The 21511-nt window shown below is 72.5% G+C and carries 21 protein-coding genes; 5 read left to right on the plus strand and 16 right to left on the minus strand.

Annotation, left to right across the window (positions count from 1 at the left end):
- Positions 1-45: 45 nt before the first annotated feature.
- The 5 genes from OJ997_RS17985 to OJ997_RS18005 form a co-directional block, all read right to left on the minus strand.
- Positions 46-906: an MbnP family copper-binding protein gene (locus OJ997_RS17985; RefSeq protein WP_270026570.1), complete on the minus strand. Its 861-nt coding sequence runs from the start codon at positions 904-906 to the stop codon at positions 46-48.
- Between the two features lie 198 nt (positions 907-1104).
- Entirely contained in the window at positions 1105-1389 is a 285-nt protein-coding gene (locus OJ997_RS17990) for a hypothetical protein (protein WP_270026571.1), read from the minus strand.
- 118 nt (positions 1390-1507) lie between these two features.
- Positions 1508-1822, minus strand: coding sequence for a hypothetical protein (locus OJ997_RS17995; RefSeq protein WP_270026572.1), 315 nt, complete (start codon positions 1820-1822; stop codon positions 1508-1510).
- A gap of 44 nt (positions 1823-1866) precedes the next feature.
- Positions 1867-4032, minus strand: coding sequence for a penicillin-binding transpeptidase domain-containing protein (locus tag OJ997_RS18000; RefSeq protein WP_270026573.1), 2166 nt, complete (start codon positions 4030-4032; stop codon positions 1867-1869).
- Between the two features lie 45 nt (positions 4033-4077).
- Positions 4078-4740, minus strand: coding sequence for a DUF7668 domain-containing protein (locus tag OJ997_RS18005; protein WP_270026574.1), 663 nt, complete (start codon positions 4738-4740; stop codon positions 4078-4080).
- A gap of 254 nt (positions 4741-4994) precedes the next feature.
- On the opposite strand from OJ997_RS18005, the gene OJ997_RS18010 reads away from it, so the two are divergent.
- Together OJ997_RS18010 and OJ997_RS18015 are read left to right on the plus strand one after the other, a co-directional pair.
- The gene (locus OJ997_RS18010) at positions 4995-5309 is read left to right on the plus strand and encodes a peptidoglycan-binding domain-containing protein (protein ID WP_270026575.1); all 315 of its coding nucleotides are present in this window, start codon (positions 4995-4997) and stop codon (positions 5307-5309) included.
- 50 nt (positions 5310-5359) lie between these two features.
- Positions 5360-7012, plus strand: coding sequence for a hypothetical protein (locus tag OJ997_RS18015; RefSeq protein ID WP_270026576.1), 1653 nt, complete (start codon positions 5360-5362; stop codon positions 7010-7012).
- Here OJ997_RS18015 and OJ997_RS18020 read toward each other — a convergent pair whose 3' ends face one another.
- Positions 7013-8263 carry a M28 family peptidase gene (locus tag OJ997_RS18020; RefSeq protein ID WP_270026577.1) on the minus strand — a complete coding sequence of 417 codons (1251 nt, stop codon included), beginning with the start codon at positions 8261-8263 and terminating at the stop codon, positions 7013-7015.
- 55 nt (positions 8264-8318) lie between these two features.
- Here OJ997_RS18020 and rsmD point away from each other — a divergent pair, with 55 nt between their 5' ends.
- Positions 8319-8888, plus strand: a complete 570-nt coding sequence (rsmD, locus tag OJ997_RS18025) for a 16S rRNA (guanine(966)-N(2))-methyltransferase RsmD (RefSeq protein WP_270026578.1) — start codon at positions 8319-8321, stop codon at positions 8886-8888.
- Here the strand turns inward: rsmD and OJ997_RS18030 are convergent.
- From OJ997_RS18030 to OJ997_RS18050, 5 genes are all read right to left on the minus strand, one after another.
- Positions 8885-10459 carry a trypsin-like peptidase domain-containing protein gene (locus tag OJ997_RS18030; protein WP_270026579.1) on the minus strand — a complete coding sequence of 525 codons (1575 nt, stop codon included), beginning with the start codon at positions 10457-10459 and terminating at the stop codon, positions 8885-8887. The genes rsmD and OJ997_RS18030 overlap by 4 nt on opposite strands.
- A 106-nt stretch (positions 10460-10565) precedes the next feature.
- Positions 10566-12746, minus strand: coding sequence for a serine/threonine-protein kinase (locus OJ997_RS18035; protein WP_270026580.1), 2181 nt, complete (start codon positions 12744-12746; stop codon positions 10566-10568).
- 3 nt (positions 12747-12749) lie between these two features.
- Positions 12750-13121, minus strand: a complete 372-nt coding sequence (locus OJ997_RS18040; protein WP_270026581.1) for a hypothetical protein — start codon at positions 13119-13121, stop codon at positions 12750-12752.
- Between the two features lies 1 nt (position 13122).
- A complete protein-coding gene (locus OJ997_RS18045) occupies positions 13123-14166 on the minus strand; it encodes a hypothetical protein (protein ID WP_270026582.1) in 1044 nt (347 codons plus the stop codon).
- A 103-nt stretch (positions 14167-14269) separates the two neighbouring features.
- A complete protein-coding gene (locus tag OJ997_RS18050; protein ID WP_270026583.1) occupies positions 14270-14590 on the minus strand; it encodes an FHA domain-containing protein in 321 nt (106 codons plus the stop codon).
- On the opposite strand from OJ997_RS18050, the gene OJ997_RS18055 reads away from it, so the two are divergent.
- Positions 14589-15251 carry an FHA domain-containing protein gene (locus OJ997_RS18055; RefSeq protein WP_270026584.1) on the plus strand — a complete coding sequence of 221 codons (663 nt, stop codon included), beginning with the start codon at positions 14589-14591 and terminating at the stop codon, positions 15249-15251. The two genes, OJ997_RS18050 and OJ997_RS18055, sit on opposite strands and share 2 nt — an antisense overlap.
- A gap of 40 nt (positions 15252-15291) precedes the next feature.
- Here the strand turns inward: OJ997_RS18055 and OJ997_RS18060 are convergent, their stop codons facing one another.
- The 3 genes from OJ997_RS18060 to OJ997_RS18070 form a co-directional block, all read right to left on the minus strand.
- Positions 15292-16167: a COG1470 family protein gene (locus OJ997_RS18060; RefSeq protein ID WP_270026585.1), complete on the minus strand. Its 876-nt coding sequence runs from the start codon at positions 16165-16167 to the stop codon at positions 15292-15294.
- Between the two features lie 4 nt (positions 16168-16171).
- Positions 16172-17947 carry a purple acid phosphatase family protein gene (locus tag OJ997_RS18065; protein ID WP_270026586.1) on the minus strand — a complete coding sequence of 592 codons (1776 nt, stop codon included), beginning with the start codon at positions 17945-17947 and terminating at the stop codon, positions 16172-16174.
- A 149-nt stretch (positions 17948-18096) separates the two neighbouring features.
- Complete coding sequence (locus OJ997_RS18070) at positions 18097-19164, minus strand: HupE/UreJ family protein (RefSeq protein ID WP_270026587.1); 1068 nt, start codon at positions 19162-19164, stop codon at positions 18097-18099.
- A 223-nt stretch (positions 19165-19387) separates the two neighbouring features.
- Here OJ997_RS18070 and OJ997_RS18075 point away from each other — a divergent pair, with 223 nt between their 5' ends.
- Positions 19388-20041 (plus strand): type 1 periplasmic-binding domain-containing protein, encoded by a 654-nt coding sequence (locus tag OJ997_RS18075; protein WP_372517910.1) that lies wholly within the window; start codon positions 19388-19390, stop codon positions 20039-20041.
- Positions 20042-20044: 3 nt separating this feature from the next.
- Here the strand turns inward: OJ997_RS18075 and OJ997_RS18080 are convergent, their stop codons facing one another.
- Both OJ997_RS18080 and OJ997_RS18085 read right to left on the minus strand, forming a co-directional pair.
- Positions 20045-20350, minus strand: a complete 306-nt coding sequence (locus tag OJ997_RS18080; protein WP_270026589.1) for a hypothetical protein — start codon at positions 20348-20350, stop codon at positions 20045-20047.
- Positions 20351-20546: 196 nt separating this feature from the next.
- Positions 20547-21482: a DMT family transporter gene (locus OJ997_RS18085; RefSeq protein WP_270026590.1), complete on the minus strand. Its 936-nt coding sequence runs from the start codon at positions 21480-21482 to the stop codon at positions 20547-20549.
- Between the last annotated feature and the right edge of the window lie 29 nt (positions 21483-21511).

Consider the following 21511-nt stretch of genomic DNA (forward strand, 5'->3'; position numbering starts at 1 on the left):
CGAAGACGATGGTGGCCAACACCAGCAGTCGGCGCCGCGCGCGGCTCACTTGGCGATCGCCTTGAAGACGGTCTGGGTGCCGCTGACGCCGAAGGCCTTGAACACGCCCGCGCACTCGGGGTCGGTGGGCGCGGACATGCAGCCCGGCGCGTTGCCGCCGTTGACCGTGATGTCGCTGCCGGCGACGAGCGTCTTGACGTCCACGGCGACCTGCTGCTTGGCCGGGTTGAACTTCTTCAGCCGCACCGAACCGCGGTTCGCGTTGGCGCAGCTCACCGTCTGGCCCGTCGCCGGGTTGCCCGTGCAGCCCGCGCTGCCGAGGTGCACGAAGAACGTCTTGGCCACCCAGCTGCCGGTGGCTCCGCCCGGGTCGGACAGCTCGATCTTGGTGAACTTGCGCCCGCCCTGCCAGGACCACGCCATCGCCGCGCTGTTGAGCGGCGCGGGCATCGCGGGAGCGTCGGTGTGGTTGAGCGCGAACGGCACGCCGACCGTCCAGCGCGCGCCGACGTACTTGCCCGCCGGCACCGTGCCGCGAACGATCGCGTTCGTGCCCGGCGTGCCGTCGACGGCACACGAGCCGGTGCCGTTCTCGAGGTCGATCAGCGTCACGCCGATCCCGTCGCGCGTCACCCGGTACGCCGAGTTCTTCGCCAGCTTGAGCGGCACGGCCTTGCCGCCACGCGTGATCAGCGCCACCTCGGAGACGAAGAAGCGCAGGTCCTGCAGCTGCGCCGCCTGCGCGGTCGTCCCGAGCCCTTCGATCGGCGTGCCGCAGGCGACCGGCTCGTCACCCGCCACGCCGGCGAAGCGGATGTCGACCTTCTGATCCTTGGCCACCGCGGGCGCGGCCGCGACAAGGGCGATGCCGAGCGCGAGCGCGCCCGACCGAACGAGATGCTTCAAGTCGTCTCCTCGAGAGAGTGAGTGGGTGTGCGTACGAAGGAGGAGACGGGCCGACGTGCCCCGCGACGACGGAGAGGAGGGTCGTCGCGGGACACGCGCCCGTCGGGGTACCGCCGGTTGAGAGGGATGAGGGCCCAGGGACGGCGGTACGGCTCTCGCGGATCGAGCGAGCGCGCCGACGCGGCGGCGCTCGTCAGATCACGCGGCGAAGATCGGGGGTCCGCGGAACGTCCGCGGACGGCGGGCGAGCAGCGACCGGACGCCGTCGGGACGCACAGGGCGCCAGCGACGGACCGGAGCGCGGCGGGCCCGCGGCACGACCAGGTGGCGGGCGAGGATGCGCTCCTCCCCCACGTAGCGGCCGGCGGTGAGCAGCGCGAGGATCGCCAGCACCGGCAGCGCGAACAGCGCAGCGGTCGCGCTCACCGCCAACAGGGCGACGAGCAGGACGAAAAGGGCGATGTGCGCACGGCGGGACCGCATGACCTTCTTCAGCCTTAGCGCACTCCGAGCACCGGCGTCAAGTGCGAATTTCGCCGATTTGCAGGCAAAACGGCACGCCGCGACCAGCCACCCGCGCAGCTCGCCAAATCGCCCGGATCTACAGCCGAACGGGTGGCGGGCGCATCGCCAGCGCCGCCGCGAGGCTGCAGCCGACCGGCCGCACGACCAGCGCCAACCGCGGGCGCCGCATCGAGCTCGCCCGCGCGACCGCACGCGTCTCGAACCGCGCACGCAGCCGCGAGATGAGCGCCTCACCCGGGCGCATGCCCAGGCACAGCAGCGCGAGCAGGACGACGGCCGGCGCGAACGCCAGCGTCAGCCCAGGGTCAGCCAGCCCGGCGAGGGCGAGGAGCAGCACGAGCACGGCGAACGCCATGACGGTGCCGCGCGGCATGACCAGAGCGCGCTGCATGAGAACGGGCGGAGTAATACCGGCTCGAGCGCCGCGGCGCAATGTCAGCGCGTGACGCTGGTGCCCGTGTGGAAGCCGCGGTCGCGTACGCCGAACCACTGCGCGAGGATCATCCGGGCCGCCGGGGCGGCGGTCGCGGCGCCGAAACCGCCCCGCTCGACCGTCACCACGACGACGATCGGCCGGCCGCCGTCCTTGACGAAGCACGCGTACCACGCCTGGTCGGGGTTGACGCCGCGCTCCGCGGTGCCGGTCTTCCCGTACACGGGGTGGCGCTTCATCGGCCAGCCCTTGAACACGTCGGCGGACGTGCCCTGCTCCTCCCGCGCGGCGCGGCGCAGCCCGTCGAGCACGGCCTGCCGGTCGCGCGGGTCGAGCTCGATCGTGCGGCGCGGGTTGGGGCGGAACTCCTGGATCGGGACGCCGTTGGCGTCGTCGATCGACTGGCCGAGGTGCGGCTTGACGAGCTTGCCGCCGTTCGCGATCGCCGCGTAGGCGACCGCGACCTGCATCGGCGTGGCCTGCAGGTCGCCCTGCCCGACCGCGAGGTTGAGGTTGTCACCGCCCGTCCACTCCTTCTCGACCCCGCCGCACGCGATCAGCGCCTCCATCGTCCCGCGCGGGACGTTCTCGCGCTCCGTGCAGGCGCGGTACTTCGCGAACTCGACCTGTCGCCACTTGCGGTCCGGCACGAGCCCCGCACGTTCGCCGGGGAGGTCGATGCCAGTCCGGTGGCCGTAGCCGAAGCGCTCCGCCCAGCGCTGGATCACGCGGTCGTCGGCCTGCGCGCCGAGCTTGAAGAAGAAGATGTCCGAGGAGACCTTCAGCGCGTCCGACACGTTCAGCGAGCCGAACCGCGCCTCGCGCGCGTTCTGGTAGTCGCGACCGCCGTACTCCCAGTGCCCGTCGTCCTCGAGCTCGCGCGACGGCGTGATCAGACCCGACTCGAGCGCGGCGAACGCGGTCACGGGCTTGAACGTCGACGCGGACGGATAGACGGACTCGGTCACGCGGTTGAGCAGGGGCGCGTGGGTCGCGTCGGAGGTCAGGAAGCGCCATTTGCTCTCCGTGAACGGCCGCGCGAAGACGCTCGCCTCGAAGCTCGGCGCCGAGCCCATCGCGAACACCTCGCCGGTGAACGGGTCCATGGCCACGAACGCGCCCGCGCGCGCCCCGTGCTCGGAGTGCGCCATGGCCTGCGCGAGCGCCCGCTCGCCGGTCTCCTGCAGGTCCAGGTCGAGCGTCAGCCGCAGCCGCTGGCCCTGCTGGGGCTGGGTGACGAGCACGCGCCGCTCGTCGTCGCGCGCGCCCATCGCGTCGACCTTGAACCGCGTCGCGCCGTCCACGCCGCGCAGGAACTTGTCGTACTGCGCCTCCAGCCCGCTCTGCCCGATCCGCGTGCCCTGCTTGACGCCCTTGAACTTCGGCGTGCCGAGCTGGGTGTCGGTGATCTCGGAGACGGTCCCGAACAGCTGCGCGGCGAGCGTGCCGCGCGGGTACTCGCGCACGTAGCGGTCGGTCACGACAACGCCGGCGAAGGACTCCGGGCGCTCGCGCATGAAGTTGAAGCGCTCGAGCGGGACGTCCGTGCGGACCGTGACGTTCGCGAACGGCGTGTCCGCGATGCTGCGGATCACACGCTCGTGGATCGTCTCCGGCGTGATCTTGATCGCCCGGCCGATGCGGCGGTAGAGCGCCGTCAGCTCCGGCTCGCCGGCGGGCAGCGGCGGCAGCGGCACCTCGCGCGCGGCTTCGCCGAGGTGCTTCAGGCGGGTGCGCTCGCGAACCTCCTCGGGGGTGGAGGCGCGCCCGTCGTCACGCAGCTGGCGCGCGAGCGCCTCGTAGCGCCACTTGCTCGCGAGCCGCTCGGTCTCCGCGACGCCCAGCTTCGCGCGGTACTCGTCGGCCTGGTCGTGGACCGCCTTCGGCAGCGCGGACGGCACGAGCTGCACCACCGCCGCCTTGCGGGTGCTGACGAGCGGCCGGCGGTGACGATCGACGATGTCGCCGCGCGGCGCCTCGATCTTCTCCGACCGGTGCCCGTTGCGGGCCGCGGCGCCGCGCGCGACGTCGCCCGTGAGGATCTGCAGGTACCAGAGCCGGAAGAAGACGACCGCGAACAGCACGAACGCGATCCCGCCGAGCACGGCGACGCGCCACGCCAGCTGGGGCGTGATCGGGCGCACGCGATCCTCGACGCGCTGTGGCATGCACCTCTATGTGCAGCCACGCCGACCATTTGTGACCAGCTTTTTTTACGGCAGGATGTCGGCGAGCGAGGCGGCGTAGCGGCCGTTGGCCTCTTCGATCTCGCCCTCGATGTGCAGCTTGGCCGGGCCCTTGTCCGTCCACAGCTCCAGGAAGTACGCCCAGCCGGGCTGCTCGGCCTCGTCGGACTTGGTGATCGCCTCGACGCGGTAGATCTCCTTCGGCGGGAACACGAGCGCCTCCGGCAGGTCGTCCTCGAGCCGGCGGCGCATGTCCTCGACCTCGAGCCGCTCGTGCGAGAGCTCGCGCAGCTCCTCGTAGTCGCCGTCGACCACGAGCTCGATCAGGTCCTCGAGCACCTTCTGCATGCCCTCGGGCAGCGGCTCGAGCCCGGGCTGCACCGACTCCAGCGGCTGCAGCACGTAGTCGGGCGTGAGCTCGAGCCGGTTGTAGAAGTAGTCCTCGCACGCGCCGCGGGCCTGGCGCCGGATGCCCTTGGAGATGCCGGCGGCGCCGAGCGCGAGGATGCCCGCCTCGATCGCCTCGTCCAGCGTGTTCTGACGACGAGCCATCTGCGCCGTCACGACCCGACCGTGCTCGGTCTCGGTGGCGATCGAGGCGCCGTCCAGGTACATCGAGGGCGTCTCGTGGCGGTCGTAGCCCGGGCAGGCGCGAACGGCCGAATGCATGACGATCAGGTGATCTCCCACGCCGAGCATCCTACGAACGCCGCACGCGCCGACTCGCGCGCTACCCTGAAGGAGTCAGACAGCGAAGGCAACCCGAGGGCGAGACCTCTTTTAGACGTCCCCTTTCCAGCGAAAGCCGCCTGATCTTCTGATGGCCGAGAGTCCACCCCCGGGTGGGCTTTCCGCGTTAAGGGGTCCGGGGAATCCCTGAGGCGCCTCGGGGCAAGTCCCAATGGTCACGCGACCGTTCACGGGCGACAGTGGAGTGCAGAACGATGCACCTGACTCGCCCCCTCATCGCCCGCCCCCGCCCGCTGCGGCTCCCGCGCCTGGACGGCGCCGCCGCCGCGCTGCGCGCCGTGGCCGTCCCCGGGTCGGTCGCCGGCGGCGCGCCCGCCCTGCACGCCCGCACCGCCCAGGAGCGCCTCGCCGCGCACGGCTTCCTCCCCGTCGACGCCGTCACCGGCCGCTACGACCGCCGCACGCTGGACGCGCTCGCGCGCTTCCAGGCCGCGCATCTGCTGCCCGTCGACGGCCAGCTCGACCCGCGCACGGCCGACGCGCTGCTTCAGGGTCGCGGGGAAAGTTAAGGGCGCGGCACCGATTGCCGACGGAGGTGCGGTCCGGGTTGAGTGCCCGGATGCTCCGACTCCTCCCCATCCTCGTCGTGCTCTCGCTGCTCGTGCCCGGGGTCGCGTCCGCCGCGACCGGCCAGCGCGACCCCTCGTTCGGCTCCGGCGGTGAGTTCCGCCTCGCGGGCGAGCCGGTCCGCGCCGTCGCCCGGCAGGCCGACGGCCGGCTCGTGCTCGCCGGCGAACGCCGCGTCTACCGCCTGACCGCCAACGGCAACCTCGACCTGACCTTCGGCACGAGCGGGTTCGTGACGCCCGCGGGTGCCGACCGCCTCCGCGCGCTCGTGCTCCAGCCCGACGGCAGGATCGTCGTCGGCGGCAGCGCCGGCACCCGCGCGACGCTGTGGCGCTTCGACGCCGCCGGCCAGCCGGACGCCGCGTTCGGCACGTCCGGTCGCGCGACGCTCACGACCACCACCGCGACCGAGCAGGTCACCGCGCTCGCGCTCGCCGCGGAGGACAAGCTCGTCGTGGCCGGCGAGGGCGCGGGCGACTCGCTCGTGTGGCGCCGCCGCGGCCGGGACGGCGCGCCCGACGCCAACTTCAACGCCGGCGGCCGCCTCGCGATCACGTTCGCCGCCGACTCGACCGAGACCGCCACCGCCCTCGCGGTCCAGCCCAACGGCCGGATCCTGCTCGCCGGCAGCACCGCGACCGATGCGTTCATCGCCCGCCTGCACCCGGTCGCCGGCCTCGACCCGGCCTACCCGGGCGCCGGCAAGCAGCGGCTCAACCTGGGCGGCACCGAGACCGCCGCCGGCCTGCTGCTGCAGCCCGACGGCAAGCTCGTCGTCACGGGCCGCACGTCGGTCGGCGCGAACGGCGTCGTCTGGCGCTTCCAGGCCGACGGCCTGCCCGACGACACGTTCAACGACGCCGGCGTGCAGTTCCTCGAGCTCGATTCCAGCGAGACGCTCGGCGCGCCGCTGCTCCAGCCCGACGGCAAGCTCGTGCTGCCGGGCTCCACCGGGACCAGCGGCGCGGTCCACCGGCTGACCGGCAGTGGCCGCCGCGACCCCACCTTCGACGCCGACGGCACCGCGACCATCAACGCCGCGGCACTGACGACCGGCGCGCTGCAGGACAACGGGAACGTCGTCGTGGCGGGCACGTCCGGCGCCGACGGCGTGCTCTACCGCCTCTTCGGCGACCCGTTCCGGGTGACCGCGTCGACGACCGGCAACGGCGCGCTGCTGGTCAATGGCAGCGCGTGCACCTTCTCGTGCACGCACCTACTCGACCCCGGCACGAACGTCGAGCTGCGCGCGGTCCCGTTCGGCGGCTCGTACCTCGCCGTCGTGCTCGGCGCGCCGTGCGGCCTGCCCTGCTCCTACGCCATCGACCGGCCGCTCTCGATCCACGCCCGCTTCGAGTCGTTCTTCCCGGCCGTGGCCGCCACCGAGCCAGAGCGGGATACGAGCGCACCGAAGATCACCCGCGCGCGGCTCATCGACCGGACCGTGCGCTTCACCCTCTCCGAAGCGGCCACGACCACCGCCACCGTCAAGCGCGGTGGGCGCGTGATCACGCGCGCGCGGGGCACGAAGTCGGCGCTCACGCTCCGCAAGCGACTGACGCCCGGCCGCTACCGGATCACGCTCGTCGCCACCGACGCCGCCGGCAACCGCTCCAAGCCGGTGACGCTGACCGCGCGGCGCTGATCACATGAGCTCGACGAGTGCGCCGCCGGCTGCCCGCGCCGACGTCGTGAGCACGCCGCGGTCGACGTTGTCGATCGTGTCGCAGCCCCGGTGGTAGCACTTGTCGAGCCCCGTGAAGAGGCCCCCGACCGGGATGTTCGCGGCGGCGAAGGGCGCGTGGTCGGAGCTGTCGCCGAGGTCGTCGCGGGGCGCGTCCTCACCCAGCTGCCGGCGCAACGCCGCCGCGATCGCCGGGTCGCCGTCGTAGATCGCGGGCTCGGCGCCCGGTGAGCCGACCATGTCGAGGTTGACGTAGGCGGCGATCCGGGCGCGCTCGGCGCGGCTGAGGTCCTGGACGTAGCGGGTGGAGCCGACCAGGCCGATCTCCTCGGCGCCCCAGAACCCGAACCGCAGCGCGGAGCCGTCCGGGAGGCGGCGCCCGCCGAGCTCCTCCGCGATCTCCAGGACGGCCGCGACGCCGCTGCCGTTGTCGTTGAGCCCGGGCCCCTCGTCGACGGAGTCCAGGTGCGCGCCGGCCATCACGACCCGGGCCGCGCCGGCCGCGCCCGCCTCGGCGATCACGCTCGGCGAGCGCCGCTCCGACGACTCCGCGTCGACCACCACGCGCGCCTCTTCGCCCGCCAGACCGGCGCCGTCCGTCCCCACGGCCACCACCGGAATCCGCGCTCCTGGGCGCTGGAGCGAGCCGCGGACCGGGGCCTCGTCGGCGATCAGCACCGCGGCGGCGCCGGCCCGCTGCGCCGCGAGCACCTTCTGCCGGAACGGACACGTCCCGCGCTGGATCAGCGCGATCTCGCCGTCGCGCAGCGCCGTGAACGCCGCCGCGGTGCAGCCGATCGCGGTCGAGCGGACCCGTCCGGTCGCGGTGCCGCTGCCCGAGTACTGCAGGGTGCGCGCCGTGTACGTGCGCGAGCCGGCGGTCAGGCGCGGCGCCCGGCGCTCGCGGAAGGACGGCACCGCGACCTCCTGCGTGCTCACCCGGTACCCCGCCGCCCGCAGCCGGCCCGCGAGGTAGTCCGCGGTCGCGCGCTCCCCGGCCGTCCCCGCGGCGCGGTTGCCGCCGTTGGCGTCGGCGATCCGCTGCAGCGCGTCGAGGTGCTCGCCGAGCCCGGCCGGCGCGATCCGCCGCTCGACGCCCGCGAGTGCCGCCGGTGCCGTCGGCGGCGCCGGTGTCTCCTCCCCGCGCGTCGTCAGCAGGAGCGCGGCGACGAAGGTGACGAGCGCCGCGGCGAGAGCGAGCAGGAGCTTCACGCCGCACAGCCTGTCGCGTGGATCGTCGCGGCGAGATAAGTAGCGTGAGTGGGGCATGCGCGTGATCACCGGAACTGCCAGGGGCACCAAGCTCCGCCCGCCGTCCTCGGACGGGACCCGCCCCATCAGCGACCGCGGGAAGGAAGCGCTCTTCAGCATCCTCACGTCGCGGATCCCCGACTGCCGCTTCCTGGACCTGTTCGCGGGCACGGGCGGCGTCGGGATCGAGGCGCTGAGCCGCGGCGCCGCGGCCGCGACCTTCGTCGAGCTCGGCGACGTCGCGCTGCGCGACCTGCGCTGGAACCTCGAGCACACCCGCGTCGACGACCGCGCGAAGGTGGTCGCCGGGGACGTCTTCCAGTTCCTCCGGCGACCGCCCCTGGAGCCCTACGACGTCGTCTTCATCGCCCCGCCGCAGTGGAAGGAGCTGTGGGAGCCGACGGTGCAGCTGCTCGACGCCGAGCCGGCGTGGCTCGCCGAGGACGGGGTCGTGGTCGTGCAGACCGACCCGAAGGAGATCCACGACCTCGAGCTGCAGCGCCTCACGCGCGGCGACGTCCGCCGGTACGGCGGCGTCGCGTTCGCGTTCTACGCGTCATCTTCTCAGGCTCAGGTTGAGCCTTAGCGAAGCTTGATCGTGCGCTTGAAATGCAGGCCGGCGCGCAGGATCGAGGACTGGAAGGCGTTCAGGCGGGCGCCGAACAGCGACAGCGGCGGGAAGCGGTAGCCCTCGACGCGGATCGTGTCGCCGGAGGCCTTGGAGTTGACGATGTCGCAGACGTCCTGGAACTTGCGGACGGGCGTGCCGTCAATCTCGTAGATCGTGTCGCCGAACTCGAACTTCTTCTTGTCGGCGGGTGAGCCGGCGTCGACGCTGAGGACGACGAGCGCGCTGCCGGTGCGGCCGGTGGTGCGCGGGCGCAGCGGGAGCTGACCGCCGGTGAGCGGGAGCACCTGCCAGCCGAGGTAGCCGCTGTTCTTGCCGGCCTCGAGGTCGGCAAGCATCTGCTTGACGCGGTCGACGGCGATCGCGGCGTTCTGGTTCTGGCTCGAGCTGCGGCCGCTGCTGAACGTGTTGATGCCGACCACCTCGCCGCGCTCGTTGAACAGCGGGCCGCCGGAGTTGCCGCCGTTCAGCGGGGCCTGGTGCTGGATGACCTCGGGCAGCGCCGGTGAGGCCGCGCCGAGCGACGTCTTGCCGGTCGGCGCGGACACGATGCCCTCCGAGGCCTGCAGCGTGCGGCCGCTCAGCCGCTCCTCGAACGCGGACGGGTAGCCGAGGGCGACGACGCGGTCACCGGCGGCGACCTTGCCCGAGCTGCCGAGCTTGGCCTCGACCAGCGACTTCGGCGTCGGCCGGAGCGACACGAGCGCGAGGTCCTCGCACGGCGCCTGGGAGACGACGCGGGCGCTGATCTCGGTGCCGTCGGCGACCTTCGCCTTGATCGACGTCTGGCCCGCGACGACGTGCGCGTTGGTGAGCACGAGGCCCTTCTCGGCGTCGACGACGATGCCCGAGCCGCCGCCGCTCAAGGTCGTCTTGCGGCCGCGCGAGAAGCCCGGGCCGCGCGTGGAGAGCTCGACGGTGGACGGCGAGCCGCGCTTGATCTGCTGCGCGACTGTCAGCGTGGTCGGCTCGATCGGGCTCTTGATCGCCTTCCCGTCGTCCTCCCCGCCGGACGAGGCGAGCGCGACCGCCACGCCGACGACCGCGAGCGTGCCGAGCACGCCGCCGCCGATCAGCGCGGCGCGCGGGACGGCGCGGGACGCAACGGTCGGCTGCTTGGCGGCCGCTGCGGGGACGGCGGGGAGCGGCGTGCGCGGCGTGTCCTGGCCGCCGGGACGGACGCGGCCGAACTGCGTCGGCTGCGCGGCCCGACCGGCGGGGTCGAGCACGTTGAGCTTGGTCTGGCCGAGCTCGACGACGTCGCCCGCCTGCAGGCGCCGCCGCGTCGTCACGCGCTCGTTGTTGACGTACGTGCCGTTGGTCGAGCCGAGGTCCTCGATCTCGATGCCCCCGTCGGGCGTGGCCTGGATGCGCGCGTGGCGGCGCGACAGCTCGGGGTCGTCGGCCAGGCGGCCGTTGTCGTCGTCGGCGAGCCGCCCGATCAGGAAGTCGCCGGTGCCGAGCACGATCTCCCGGCCCTTGGCGTTGCCGTCCGTGACCAGGAGCGTGTGCGTGTCCGTCGGGGTCATGGACGGAGTTCTATGAGCGCGGCGAGCGGCGCTCTAGGACCCCATGGTGTCGTCGGGGGTCACCCCATCCCCGCGGGCGCGAGACCCGCTCGCCGACGCGGCGGACTCACCCCACGCGATAGCCCGCGTCCTCGAGGCGCGAGAACGCCCCGGCGACGGCGGACTCGGCCTTGCGAGCGGCGCCGCGAGCCTGCGCGTAGGCGCGCTCCCGGCCGGAGCGGGCGGCCTGGGCGGCGTCGCCGTATGCGTCGGCGGCCGCGGAGATCTTCGCGCTCAGCGCGGACGCGAGTGCCGTGTCGGCCGGGCCGGCGGCGAGCTCGGTGGCCGCCGCCTCGCGATAGTCCTCGGCCAGCGACGAGAGCGCGTCGGCCTGCGCGGTGCGCGTGCGGGCCCGGTTCAGAGCCTTGGCGGAGTTGAACCGAGCAGCCTCGAGGTCGGAAGCCAGCGCGTCGACGTCCTGCGCGAACGCGCTGCTCGGCCCGACCGGCAGCGCATTCAGGCCGTCGAGCTGCAGCGAAGCCGCGGTTTGGTCGCAGGCCGCCCGGGTCGCGAAGCACGCGACCGCGGCGGCGCCGGTCTCGAGCGGCACCACGTACACCGTGAGCGGCTTGTCGAACCCGTTCGGCCGCAGGTCGCGATAGCGCACCGCCTGCAGCTCGCCGAGCTTGACCCGATCGTCGGCGGCAGGCGCCGTCCCGAGCCCGTCCAGGAACGCCGCCGGCAGCAGCTGCGGCCCGGACACCTCGGACAGCGTGCCCGCGACGGCCCAGGCCTCCTTCGCTCCGACCGCCACCGGCGCCTGGAAGTCGAGCCCGGGGATCACCGGCGCGCTCGTCCGCGCCCACCCGGTCGGCGCGGTGAGCTGCACACCGCCGCCCGCGACCGTCACAGGCGCGGCCGCGGCGACCGGCTCGCCCGAGCCGGACCGCCCGGCAAGGAATGCGCCGACGGCCGCCCCGACGACCACGAGCGCCACGACCACCGCCAAGGGCCGACGCCGCGTGGCGGGGCGCGACGAGTCGCGCGATGAGGCCGTGGTCGCCACCGCGCGGTCGGGCGACGCAGGCGCGGCCGCGGCGTCGCGGCGCGACACGCGCGTCTCCGGCACGACCTCGCGCTCGCCCACGCGCGTCTCAGGCACGGCCGCCGCCGCGGCGCGCGCGCCGACGCGCGTCTCGCCGGCCGCGTCTCGGACCGGCGTCTCCGCGGCGTCCTCGCGCCGCGACACGCGCGTCTCCGGCACGGACTCGCGCGGCACGGCCGGCGTGGCCGGCGCGAGTGCGCGCGCGGCGACCTGCGTCTCCGGTGCGACGTCGGCCGGCGGCGGGGTCGCCACCGCCGACGCGACCGCGCGCAGTGGCGAGGCAGGGGTGGCCTGAGTCGCGCGGGTCGTGCCGCGCACGGTCGTCGGCGAGCGGCGCGCGTCGGTGGGCATCGGCGCGCCGAACGGGCCGCGGGTGTCGTCGGCGATGCCCTCCAGCGCCGTCGCGGCCGCCGCGATCATCTCCGAGGCCGTCTCGAAGCGCTCGCCCGGCGTCTTGGCCAGGCCGCGGGCGATGACGGCGTCGATGGCCTGCGGGAGGTCGTCGCGGCGCTCGGTGACCGACGGGATCGGGTCGCCGACGTGCGCGAAGAGCAAGGCCGCGTCGGTCAGGCGCACGTACGGGACCTCGCCCGTCAGGCACTCGTAGAGCACGGCGGCGAGCGCGTACTGGTCGCTCTCGCGGCCGCCGATCTCGCCCGAGATGAGCTCCGGGGCGACGTAGTCGAACGTGCCGACGAACTGGCCGGTCTTGGTGACGCCGGTCGCGCCCGCCTCCTTCGTCAGGCCGAAGTCGGCGAGGTAGGCGTGGTCGCGGGCGCCGACGAGGATGTTCTGCGGCTTGATGTCGCGATGGGTCAGGCCGGCCTCATGGGCGGCGTCGAGCGCGTCGGCGATCGGGCCGAGCACGCGCAAGGTCCGCGCCACGCCGAGGCGGCCGCCGACGATCAGCTCCTTCAGGTTCGATCCGCGGACGAGCCGCATCGCGAGGAACAGGCCCTCGTCGACCTCGCCCGCCTCGTACACCGGGACGATGTTCGGATGGTCGAGCGCGGCCTGGATGAGGCCCTCGCGCCGGAAGCGCTCGCGGAAATCGGCATCGGAGCCCAGCACGTCGGCCAGGAACTTCAGCGCCACGGTGCGGTTCAGGGACAGCTGCGTCGCCGTGTAGACGATGCCCATCCCACCGCGCCCGAGGACGCTGTCGATCCGGTAGCCGGCGACGGCGTCGCCAGGAGCCAGCACGGCTCAGCCGATCTCTTCGACCGGCTTCGACGGCTGCTGCTTCGCCGGCGGCGGCGCAGTGGTCGTCGAGGGCCGGGGCGTCGACGGAGCCGTCGTGGCCGCGGGCGGGGCGGTGGCCGCGGGCGACACCGACGAGCCCGACGACGGCGTGGTCGTCTTCCGCTTCGGCTTCGGCGTCCGCACGGGCCGCAGCGCCGGGATCGTCCGCGCCGCGCCCACGCCCGAGGCCGACACCGGCGCTCCCGCCTCCAGCGGCGCCGGCGTCGCGCGCGCGGGCACGACCGGCGCTTCCGCGTCCGCGCGCGTCACGCGCCCCAACCCGAACGCCGCCGCCACCAAGCCTGCGCCCACCAACACGATCAAGACGGTCCGCATGTCAGTAGCACGCTCCCTTCACCGGCGTGGACTTGCCCTCGGGCAGGCAGCGCTTCCACGTCTGCGTCATCGTCGTCTTCTTCACCGTGTAGCGGTAGGTCGTGCCGTTGTAGCCCGGCCGCGCGACGCTGACCTCGATCGTCGTCCCCGGCTTCAGGCGCCCGGCGCGCAGCTTGCTCGCGCTCACGTTCAGCCGCGACTTGGTCAGCTTGAGCGTCTGCTTCTTGCACCCGCGCGAGCACTTGACGGTGACCTTCCCGCCCTTGGGCGCACCGCTCAGCCGCAGCTCGCGCATGATCACGCCGCGCCCGCTCGTCGGGACGATCCGCCACTTGACGTCGATCTCCTGGCGCTTGCGGTCCTCGCAGCCGTCCTGGTTGAGGTCGCGCCCACGCGTGCCCTTGCCCGGGCACTTGTCCTTCGCGCCGCGGATGCCGTCCATGTCGGGATCGGGGTCGTCCGGAGCGAGCCCGCCCGGCGTCGTGGTCCCGCCGCCACCGCCACCGCCGCCGGAGCCACCTCCTCCACCGCCGCTTCCTCCGCCGGCGGGGTCCGGGACGAAGCCTCCCTGCCAAGCGAAGTCGCCCGTGGCGGGCGAGCCGCTGCCGCGCGTCCGGCCGCCGATCTGCACGAGGTACGTCTTGCCGGCCTCGAGCCCACGCACGGCGAGGCTCTCACGCATCGTCGGTGAGCCCTCGTCGAAGGAATCGTCAGAGCAGACCTTCTCGCCCGTCGCGACGTCCTCGATCACCATCCGCGCGTCGATCCCGATCGCGACGATCGCCAGCGAGCCGGCCGCGTGCGGATGCACGGCCATCCACAGCGTCCGGCCGAACGTCTGGCCGTCGGGGCACGACTGCAGCGGCGTGACCCGCGCGTCGGCATTGCTCGACGCCATCGGCTGCGTCTCCGTCGGCCCCGGCGCGCGCGTGCCCGGCGCGTTGAAGCAGTACGGCGCCTCGCGGGTGTAGCCCTCCTGCGTGCACGTGAGCTGCGCGGAGGCCGCGCCCGGAGCGAGCAGGACGCACAACAGCGCCGCTGCCACGATCCCGCCGAATTTCGCCCGCGCCCTACCCATCCGTGCCGGCCACAAACTACATGACGCTTGTCGACGCGGTGTTGACAACGTGAGTCCGATCACGCCGACTTCACGCAATCAGCAGCCGGAGACGGGTGCCCCCGACGCGCAGCTCGTCGCCCTCGAGCAACGGATGCGGGACCGCGATCCGCGCGCCGTTCACCCACGTGCCGTTGGTCGAGTCGAGGTCGTCGATCCGCGCCCCGTCCTCGAACACCGTCACGAGCGCGTGCCGGCGCGACACCTGGTCGTCGTCGATCACGATCCCCGCCTCCTCCGCCCGCCCGATCGCGATCGCGAACGCGCCCGCCAGCGGGAACTCGCGCCCGCTGTCCGGCCCGTCGAGCACGACCAGCCGCACCCCGCCGGACCTAGAATCGCCCGTGGCCATGGCCCTTCCCTCCCCCGTCGACATCCAGGCGCGCCTGCACGCCGAGCGCCTCGGCACGCCGTTCCTGCTCTACCGCGACGGTGAGAGCACCCAGCACATCCGCGCGCTGGACCCGGCCGAGGCGCCGATCAGCATCGGCCGCGCGCCCGAGACCACGCTCACGCTCGCGTGGGACCCGGACGTCAGCCGCCTGCACGCCGAGCTCGAGGTCTCCGGCGGCCAGTGGATGCTCATCGACGACGGCCTCTCCCGCAACGGCTCGTACGTCAACGGCGAGCGGCTCGCGGGCCGCCGGCGGCTGCGCGACGGCGACGCGCTGCGCTTCGGCGAGACGCTCGTGCAGTTCCGCGCGCCGCTGCAGGGCGCTTCGCAGGCTACGGCGGCCGGCGCGGATCTCGCCACCGCGGCCGACCTGACCGAGGCGCAGAAGCGCGTGCTGGTCGCGCTCTGCCGCCCCTTCAAGACCGGGGACGCGTTCGCCACGCCGGCCACCAATCAGCAGATCGCCGCCGAGCTCTTCCTCTCGGTCGACGCGGTGAAGGGCCATCTGCGCACGCTGTTCGCGAAGTTCGGCGTGGACGGCCTGCCGCAGATGCAGAAGCGCGTGCGGCTGGCCGAGCGGGCGTTCTTGACAGGGGTCGTGACCGAGCGCGAGCTGTAACACGCCCCGGGTTGTATGCGCGCCGGGCGGCGCGCACCACCTACCCGAGGTGTTGAACCGACGACACCCTCGCCCGGGCGGGACGCCGGCGCGCGACGGCGACGACGACGCCGACCACGACGAGCAGCGCGAGCACCAGCAGCCACGGGATCGCGAACGCGTGACCGGTCGCCTGCACCGGCTTGAGCGGGGAGACCGAACCGGCCTCGTCCGTGATCAGGGGCAGGAGCTCGACGGTGGCGCTCAGCCGGACCGCGGGCGTGACGTCCGGCACGCGCGCGGACCCCTTCCAGGTCTTGCCGGGCAGCACCGCGGGGCTGTCCGGGAGCTTGCCGGCCGCGGCCTTCCAGCGACCGAACGGGCCGCTGACGGACACCGTGGGCTGCGCGGAGAGGATCGCGTTGCCCGTGTTGCGGAGCGTGTACTCGACGGTGGCGTCGCCGCCGGAGTACTCCATGCGCACGTCCTCGACCACGAGCGAAGGCGTGAGCGGACCGCCGACGCGCAGGTTGATCGCGGCCGTGGCCTCGCTGCCGCCACCGGCCGCGACGATGCCGCCGACCCGGTCGCCGGCCTCGGCGTCCTGCGGCAGGGTCAGGGTGAAGGGCACTTCGGCCGTCTCGCCGGCCGGGACGGTCACGGCCGCCTGCGCGAGCTCGAGGCCCGGGACGCCGTCGGCGGCCCGGAGCGTGACGTCGAGCGGCGCGGCGCCGGTGTTGAACACGGCGACGGCGTCCTCGAGGGTGCCGCCGGGGTTGAGCGTGTAGCGAAAGGCTTGTCGGCCGGAGCCGAAGGTGGTGTCGGCCGGGGCGAGCGTCCAGTCCGCGGCCGCGGCCGGCCGGGTGAGCGACCCGACCAGCCCCAGCGTGAGCAACAACACGACGACGACGCGGGGGCTGATCGGGCGCAACGTCATGCTCCTACGGGTTCGTCGTGGAGAGCGTGAACGTGAGCGACTTCGTGTAGGCACCGGTGCGCAGGGCGTCGGTGGACTTCACGAGCTGCTTGAACGAGACGTCGACCTTGTCGTTGGAGACCGGAGCGGCCCACGCGGACTTGGAGAACGCGACCTGGAGCGGCTCCGGGAGGGAGAACGCGCCGTTGGTCAGGTGACCGGGGTCGGAGACGGTCAGCGCGGCGTCGCCGGCCGTGGAGATCACGGTGGCGTCGGTCGCGGCCGAGTACTCCTTCTCGAGGCCCGGCGTGAACGCGCCGAACGTCGCCGGCGTGCCGAGCGTCAGGGACAGCGTGGCCGGGACGGTGCCACCGACGGGCGCGTCGGTGTTGGCCTCAGCCGCGTGGATGGTGACCTTGTCGACGATCGAGCCGACCGGCTGGGCCGGGGACGCGCCGCCGTTCGGGCCGCACCAGGAGCCGTTCTCGACCGCCGAGTTCGGAGCGGCGCACGTGCCGGACCGGACGTTCTCGACGACGAGCTTGTCGTTGCGGACCTGGACGCGCACGTAGGTGCGGACGTGCTCCTGGTTCTCGACCGAGTTCGCGTAGTGCGAGTTCGGGTTCAGCGGGTCCGGGCCGAACTCGCCCGCGACCGGCTTGGTGATGTCGTAGTACTTCGAGCCCGAGGCGGAGTTGCCCGTGACGTAGATCACGCCACCGGGACCCGTGACCACCTGCGCGGCACCCGGCTGCTCGGACGCGTTGGCCTTCTGGCCGTTCTTGAGCGCGTACGAACGCGAGTAGCTGTGGTCGTGGCCGGCGAGGACCAGATCCACGCCGAGGTTCGAGAACGCCGTCGGGAAGTCCTGACGACGCTGCTTGTTGTCGCCGTCGTTGGCGTGCGACGCCGGCGAGTAGATCGCGTGGTGGAACACGAGGACCGTGTACTTGGCCTCGGAGCCGTGGGCGTTGACGGTGTCCGTGACGTACTTGACGTGCGCCGCGTCCTTGGTGCCCGCGTAGGCGTTCGAGTTCAGGTGGATGAACAGAACGTCCTTGTAGACGTAGTAGTAGTCACCGCCGGACTGCGTGCTCGTGCTGCCCGAGTAGTAGTCGGCGGAGCGGTCGGTGTTCGGCGTCCAGAAGTGCTGGTCGTACGCCTTGCCACCGACGTCGTGGTTGCCGATCGTGGCCGCCCACGGGTACTGGCGCAGCTTGTCGGACTTCAGGAACGCGTCCCACTGGGACTCGGTGTTGGCCGTCTCGACCTGGTCGCCGCCCGAGACGAGCAGCTCCGCGTTCGGGTTGGCGGCGAGGGACACGTTGAGGGTGTCCTCCCAGCCGGCGCCGTCCTTGGGGACGTTGCCCGACGAGCCGATCTGCGGGTCGCCGTAGAACAGGAAGTCGAACTCGCCCTTGAACTTCTGCGTCTTGAACGTGTACGTGGCGGACCAGGAGCCCTCGGAGCCCACGCGGTACGAGTACGCGGTGTCCTCCTGCAGGCCGCTCAGGATGGCGTGGCCGTTGAAGCCGCCGTTGACCGTGTTCGCGGCGACCGTCGCCGCGAACGTCGTGGCGGAAGCCGGGAACGCGCCGTCCGTCAGCGAGGCGGTCGGGGCGACCTGCACCGACTGCGCGGTGTTGGCGGACGTGTACCAGGACACGACCCGCTGCGACGCGTTGGCACCGACGCCGAGCGAGATCGCGGACGACGTCGCCGGAGCCTGAGCGCCGGCGATCGTGATCCCTCCGATACCCAGCGCTGCCGTTGCGGTGATGGCGGCAAGACCCACAGCCATCGCCCGCGGTGTGTGTGAAAACTTCACCGACGTTTCTCCTTCGTCAGTTTGAGTGCTGCGACATAGACCGGCCGCAGCTTCCTTCAGACGCGAGTACATCGGTGTGAACAACCCGGTTCCTGTGAATGAGTCGAATATGAGTGAGACGTTCACACGCCGGCAACGCGCTGCACGAACCACAGCAGGCCCATGGCACACACACCCGTGGCGATCGCACCGGTGGCCGACAACCCGGCGAGCGGGAGGCGACGACGGAGGAACATCAGCACCGGGAAGACGGCGAGGATGATCGCCAGCTGCACGGTCTCGATGCCGAGGTTGAACACCAGCAGCGACGACAGCAGCGACCAGGAGAAGTCCCGGTCCAGGCCGAGCGCCGACGCGAACCCGAGGCCGTGCACGAGGCCGAAGACGAACACGAGCGCCAGCCGTGGCCAGTCGAGCTCGCGCGGGTCGCTGTCGTCGCCCCGCCAGAGCCGGTAGAGCGTCATGGCGGCGACGACCGAGATCGACAGCGCGATGATCGGCTCGATCACCGACGCGGGCGCGCTGACGAAGCCGAGCGCGGCCAGGATGAACGTCACCGAGTGCGCGATCGTGAACGTCGTGGCGACGGCGATGATGTCGCGCAGGCGGCGCGACCCCGCGATCAGCGCCAGCAGGAACAGGATGTGGTCGATGCCCGTGTAGAGGTGCTCGGCCCCGAGGCGGAAGAACTGCCAGTACTCCTCCAAGCGGCTCTGCTGCGTGGAGAACGACGGGTGGCTGGAGTTCAGGCTGGCCGTGCCGTGCTGGAGGTCCAGCTCCTCGTAGGTGACGATCGTGTTCGTGCTGCGGACGTACTTCTCCGAGCCGGGGAACAGCTTGCTCGTGAGCTCGTGCGCCTTGACGTCCGGCGGGCAGGCGAAGTCGAGCGGCAGGTACGCGTAGGGCACGCCGTCGCGCTGCTCGATCGTGATCGCGCCGCGCTTGGTCGGCGTGCACTTCTCGCCGTCGCCGGTGACGCTGAAGCGGTTGGCGACGTACTGGACGACCGTGGCCGCGTGCTGCTCGAGCGCGGCCGCCTGCGCCGTGGGCTCGCCGCCCTCGAAGGCGGCGGTGCCGTCGTTGAAGAGCGCGTCGTTGTGCTCGAAGTCGGCGGCGGAGACGACCAGCAGGTCGTACTCGAGCCCGAGCTCGGTGTGCACGTGGTCGCGCTCCCCCGAGCTTGCGTCCACGTACACCACGGAGCTGAACCCGTGTGCGAACGCAGATGAGGCATATATGAGAACAATGCCTAGCGTCAGCGCAATTGTGAGAGTTTTATGTGAGAAGTGTCTAACCATGGGGTCACCGAGTCGGGTGCCGCATGATCTGCTGTCACACATCGATGACCTGTGAAGGGTGTGTGAACGACCCTCTGAGTTACACCGACGAGCCGCCACGCTCTCCTGCGTGTCCTTGCGCTCTCTGCTCGTGACGGCCCTGGCGGCCGCGCTGCTGTGCGGCTGCGCCGCCGCTGACGACTGGTCCGAGCCCCACGGCAAGCCCGCCGCCGTCGGCGAGCTCGGCGCCGGCTTCATCGACCCGGACGCGCCGCCCGCGCCGGAGGCGACGATCACGCCGCGCCCCGGGTCCTGGGAGCAGGTCCACCCGCCCAAGGGCTACCGCGTGGTGCTGCTCAGCACGGGCGAGGACGCGTCGACCAAGACGCTCGAGAGCGCCGTCACGCGCTGGGCCGAGGACGAGGACGTGTCGCTCAAGACCGTCGACGCCACCGATCGCCGCGACCACATCGCGCCGATCGTCGCCGCCATGAAGCTCGGGCCGGACCTGATCATCGCCGCCGGCAACGGCCTCATCGACCCGCTGGCCCTGGTCAGCGCCAACCACCTCGATCGGCAGTTCCTGGTGCTGGGCGCCGAGATCGCGGAGCCGACGTTCAACGTCACCGCCGCGAACTGGCCCGGCGCCGCGTTCCGCGGCGAAGGCCTCGGCATGCGCGACTCCTACGACCCGGCCACGTTCACCCCGGAGCGGGCCGCGAACGCCCTGCGGGCGGGCGTCGCGGCCGTCCTCACGGGGACCACCGGGGTCGTCGTCCGGGTCGCGTAGCGACTACTTCGTCGCCTCCTCGATCTGCTTCGTCGCCGCGTCGATCTGCTCGGCGACGTCCTCCTGGATGGCGTCGGCGTCGGCGCCGGACTGCTCGGTGGCCGTGTCGACCGCGTCCTCGATGCTCTCCTGAGCGGCCTTGGTCTGCGCGTCGGCGTCCTTCAGGGCCTCCTTCTGGTACTCGAGCGACTGGCGGGTGATCTCCTTCGCCGTGTCATTGGCGTCGTTGGAGGCGTTGTTGACGACGACGAGCGTGCCGATGCCGAGGACGGCGCTGACGGCGAGAGCGAGGAAGCCACGGATGATCATTGGGAGGAGGTCCTTTGCGGTTCGTTTGGGGAGGTTGCTGCTGCGAGTGGAAGCCTCCTGTTTTCCGGACCCCCGCATCGACGGGTCAACCGGTGAATCGTCGGCGGTGAACCGCCACCGGGAGTCGAGCAGGCCTCCGTAACGCGACCGCGCCGCTGTGCGAAGGCGGGGTCGCGGGAACGCTCTACGCGTGTGGCTACCGGCGCGAGCTCCCGGGCGCGGGCATGGCCGACTGGCAGGCGCTCGCCGCCGCCGACGCGACCGGCCTGGCGACGACGCGCGACACGCGCCGCTTGGCCCGGCCGACCAGGATCCCGGCGAGCACGAGCGCAATCCCGAGCGCCTGACGTGCGCTGAGGAGCTCGCCCGCGAGCACCGTCCCGAGCAGCACGCCGGTCACCGGGTTCAGCAGCCCGATCAGCCCGACGGTCGACGCCGGTAGATGGCTGAGGCCGCCGAACCAGGCCACGAAGGCGACCGCCGTGGCGATCACCGTGACGTACGCGAAGCCGAGCGTCGCCTGCGCATCCAGCGCGGGCGGCGCGCCTTCGAGCAGCAGCGCGGGCACGAGCAGCAGCAGGCCACCCGCGACGAGCTGCCAGGACGTGGACGCGAGCAGCTCGACCTCGCCGCTCCAGCGCTTGGCGAGCACGTAGCCGGCCGCGGACATGAGCATCGCCGTGACGGAGGCCGCGACGCCGAGCGGGTCGATCGTCCCGCCGCCGCCGAGCAGCATGATCGCGACGCCGGAGATCCCGATGGCTGCGCCGGTGAGCGGGATGAGACGCGGGCGCTCGGCGACGATCGCCCAGGCCATCAGCATCAGCGCGATCGGCGACGCGGCCATGATCGTCGAGGCGATGCTGGTCGGCAGCCGCTGTGCCGCCAGGTAGATGAGCGCGAAGAACGCGCCGACGTTCATCGCGCCGAGCAGCGCCGAGCGCCACCACCAGGCACCGCGCGGACGGGCCCGGGCGACGAGCAGCAGGAGCAGCCCGGCGGGCAGCGCCCGGATCGCGGCGCCCCACAGCGCGGCGTCGGCGGGCAGGAACTCGCGCGTGACGTAGTAGTTGGAGCCCCACGCGACGGGCGCGATCGCGGTGATCAGTGTCCATCGCCAAGTTGCTTCCATGGAAGACACTTTAGCGTCTTAGGAAGATA

It is taken from the genome of Solirubrobacter phytolaccae, assembly GCF_027587195.1.
GTDB classification, from domain to species: Bacteria; Actinomycetota; Thermoleophilia; order Solirubrobacterales; family Solirubrobacteraceae; genus Solirubrobacter; species Solirubrobacter phytolaccae.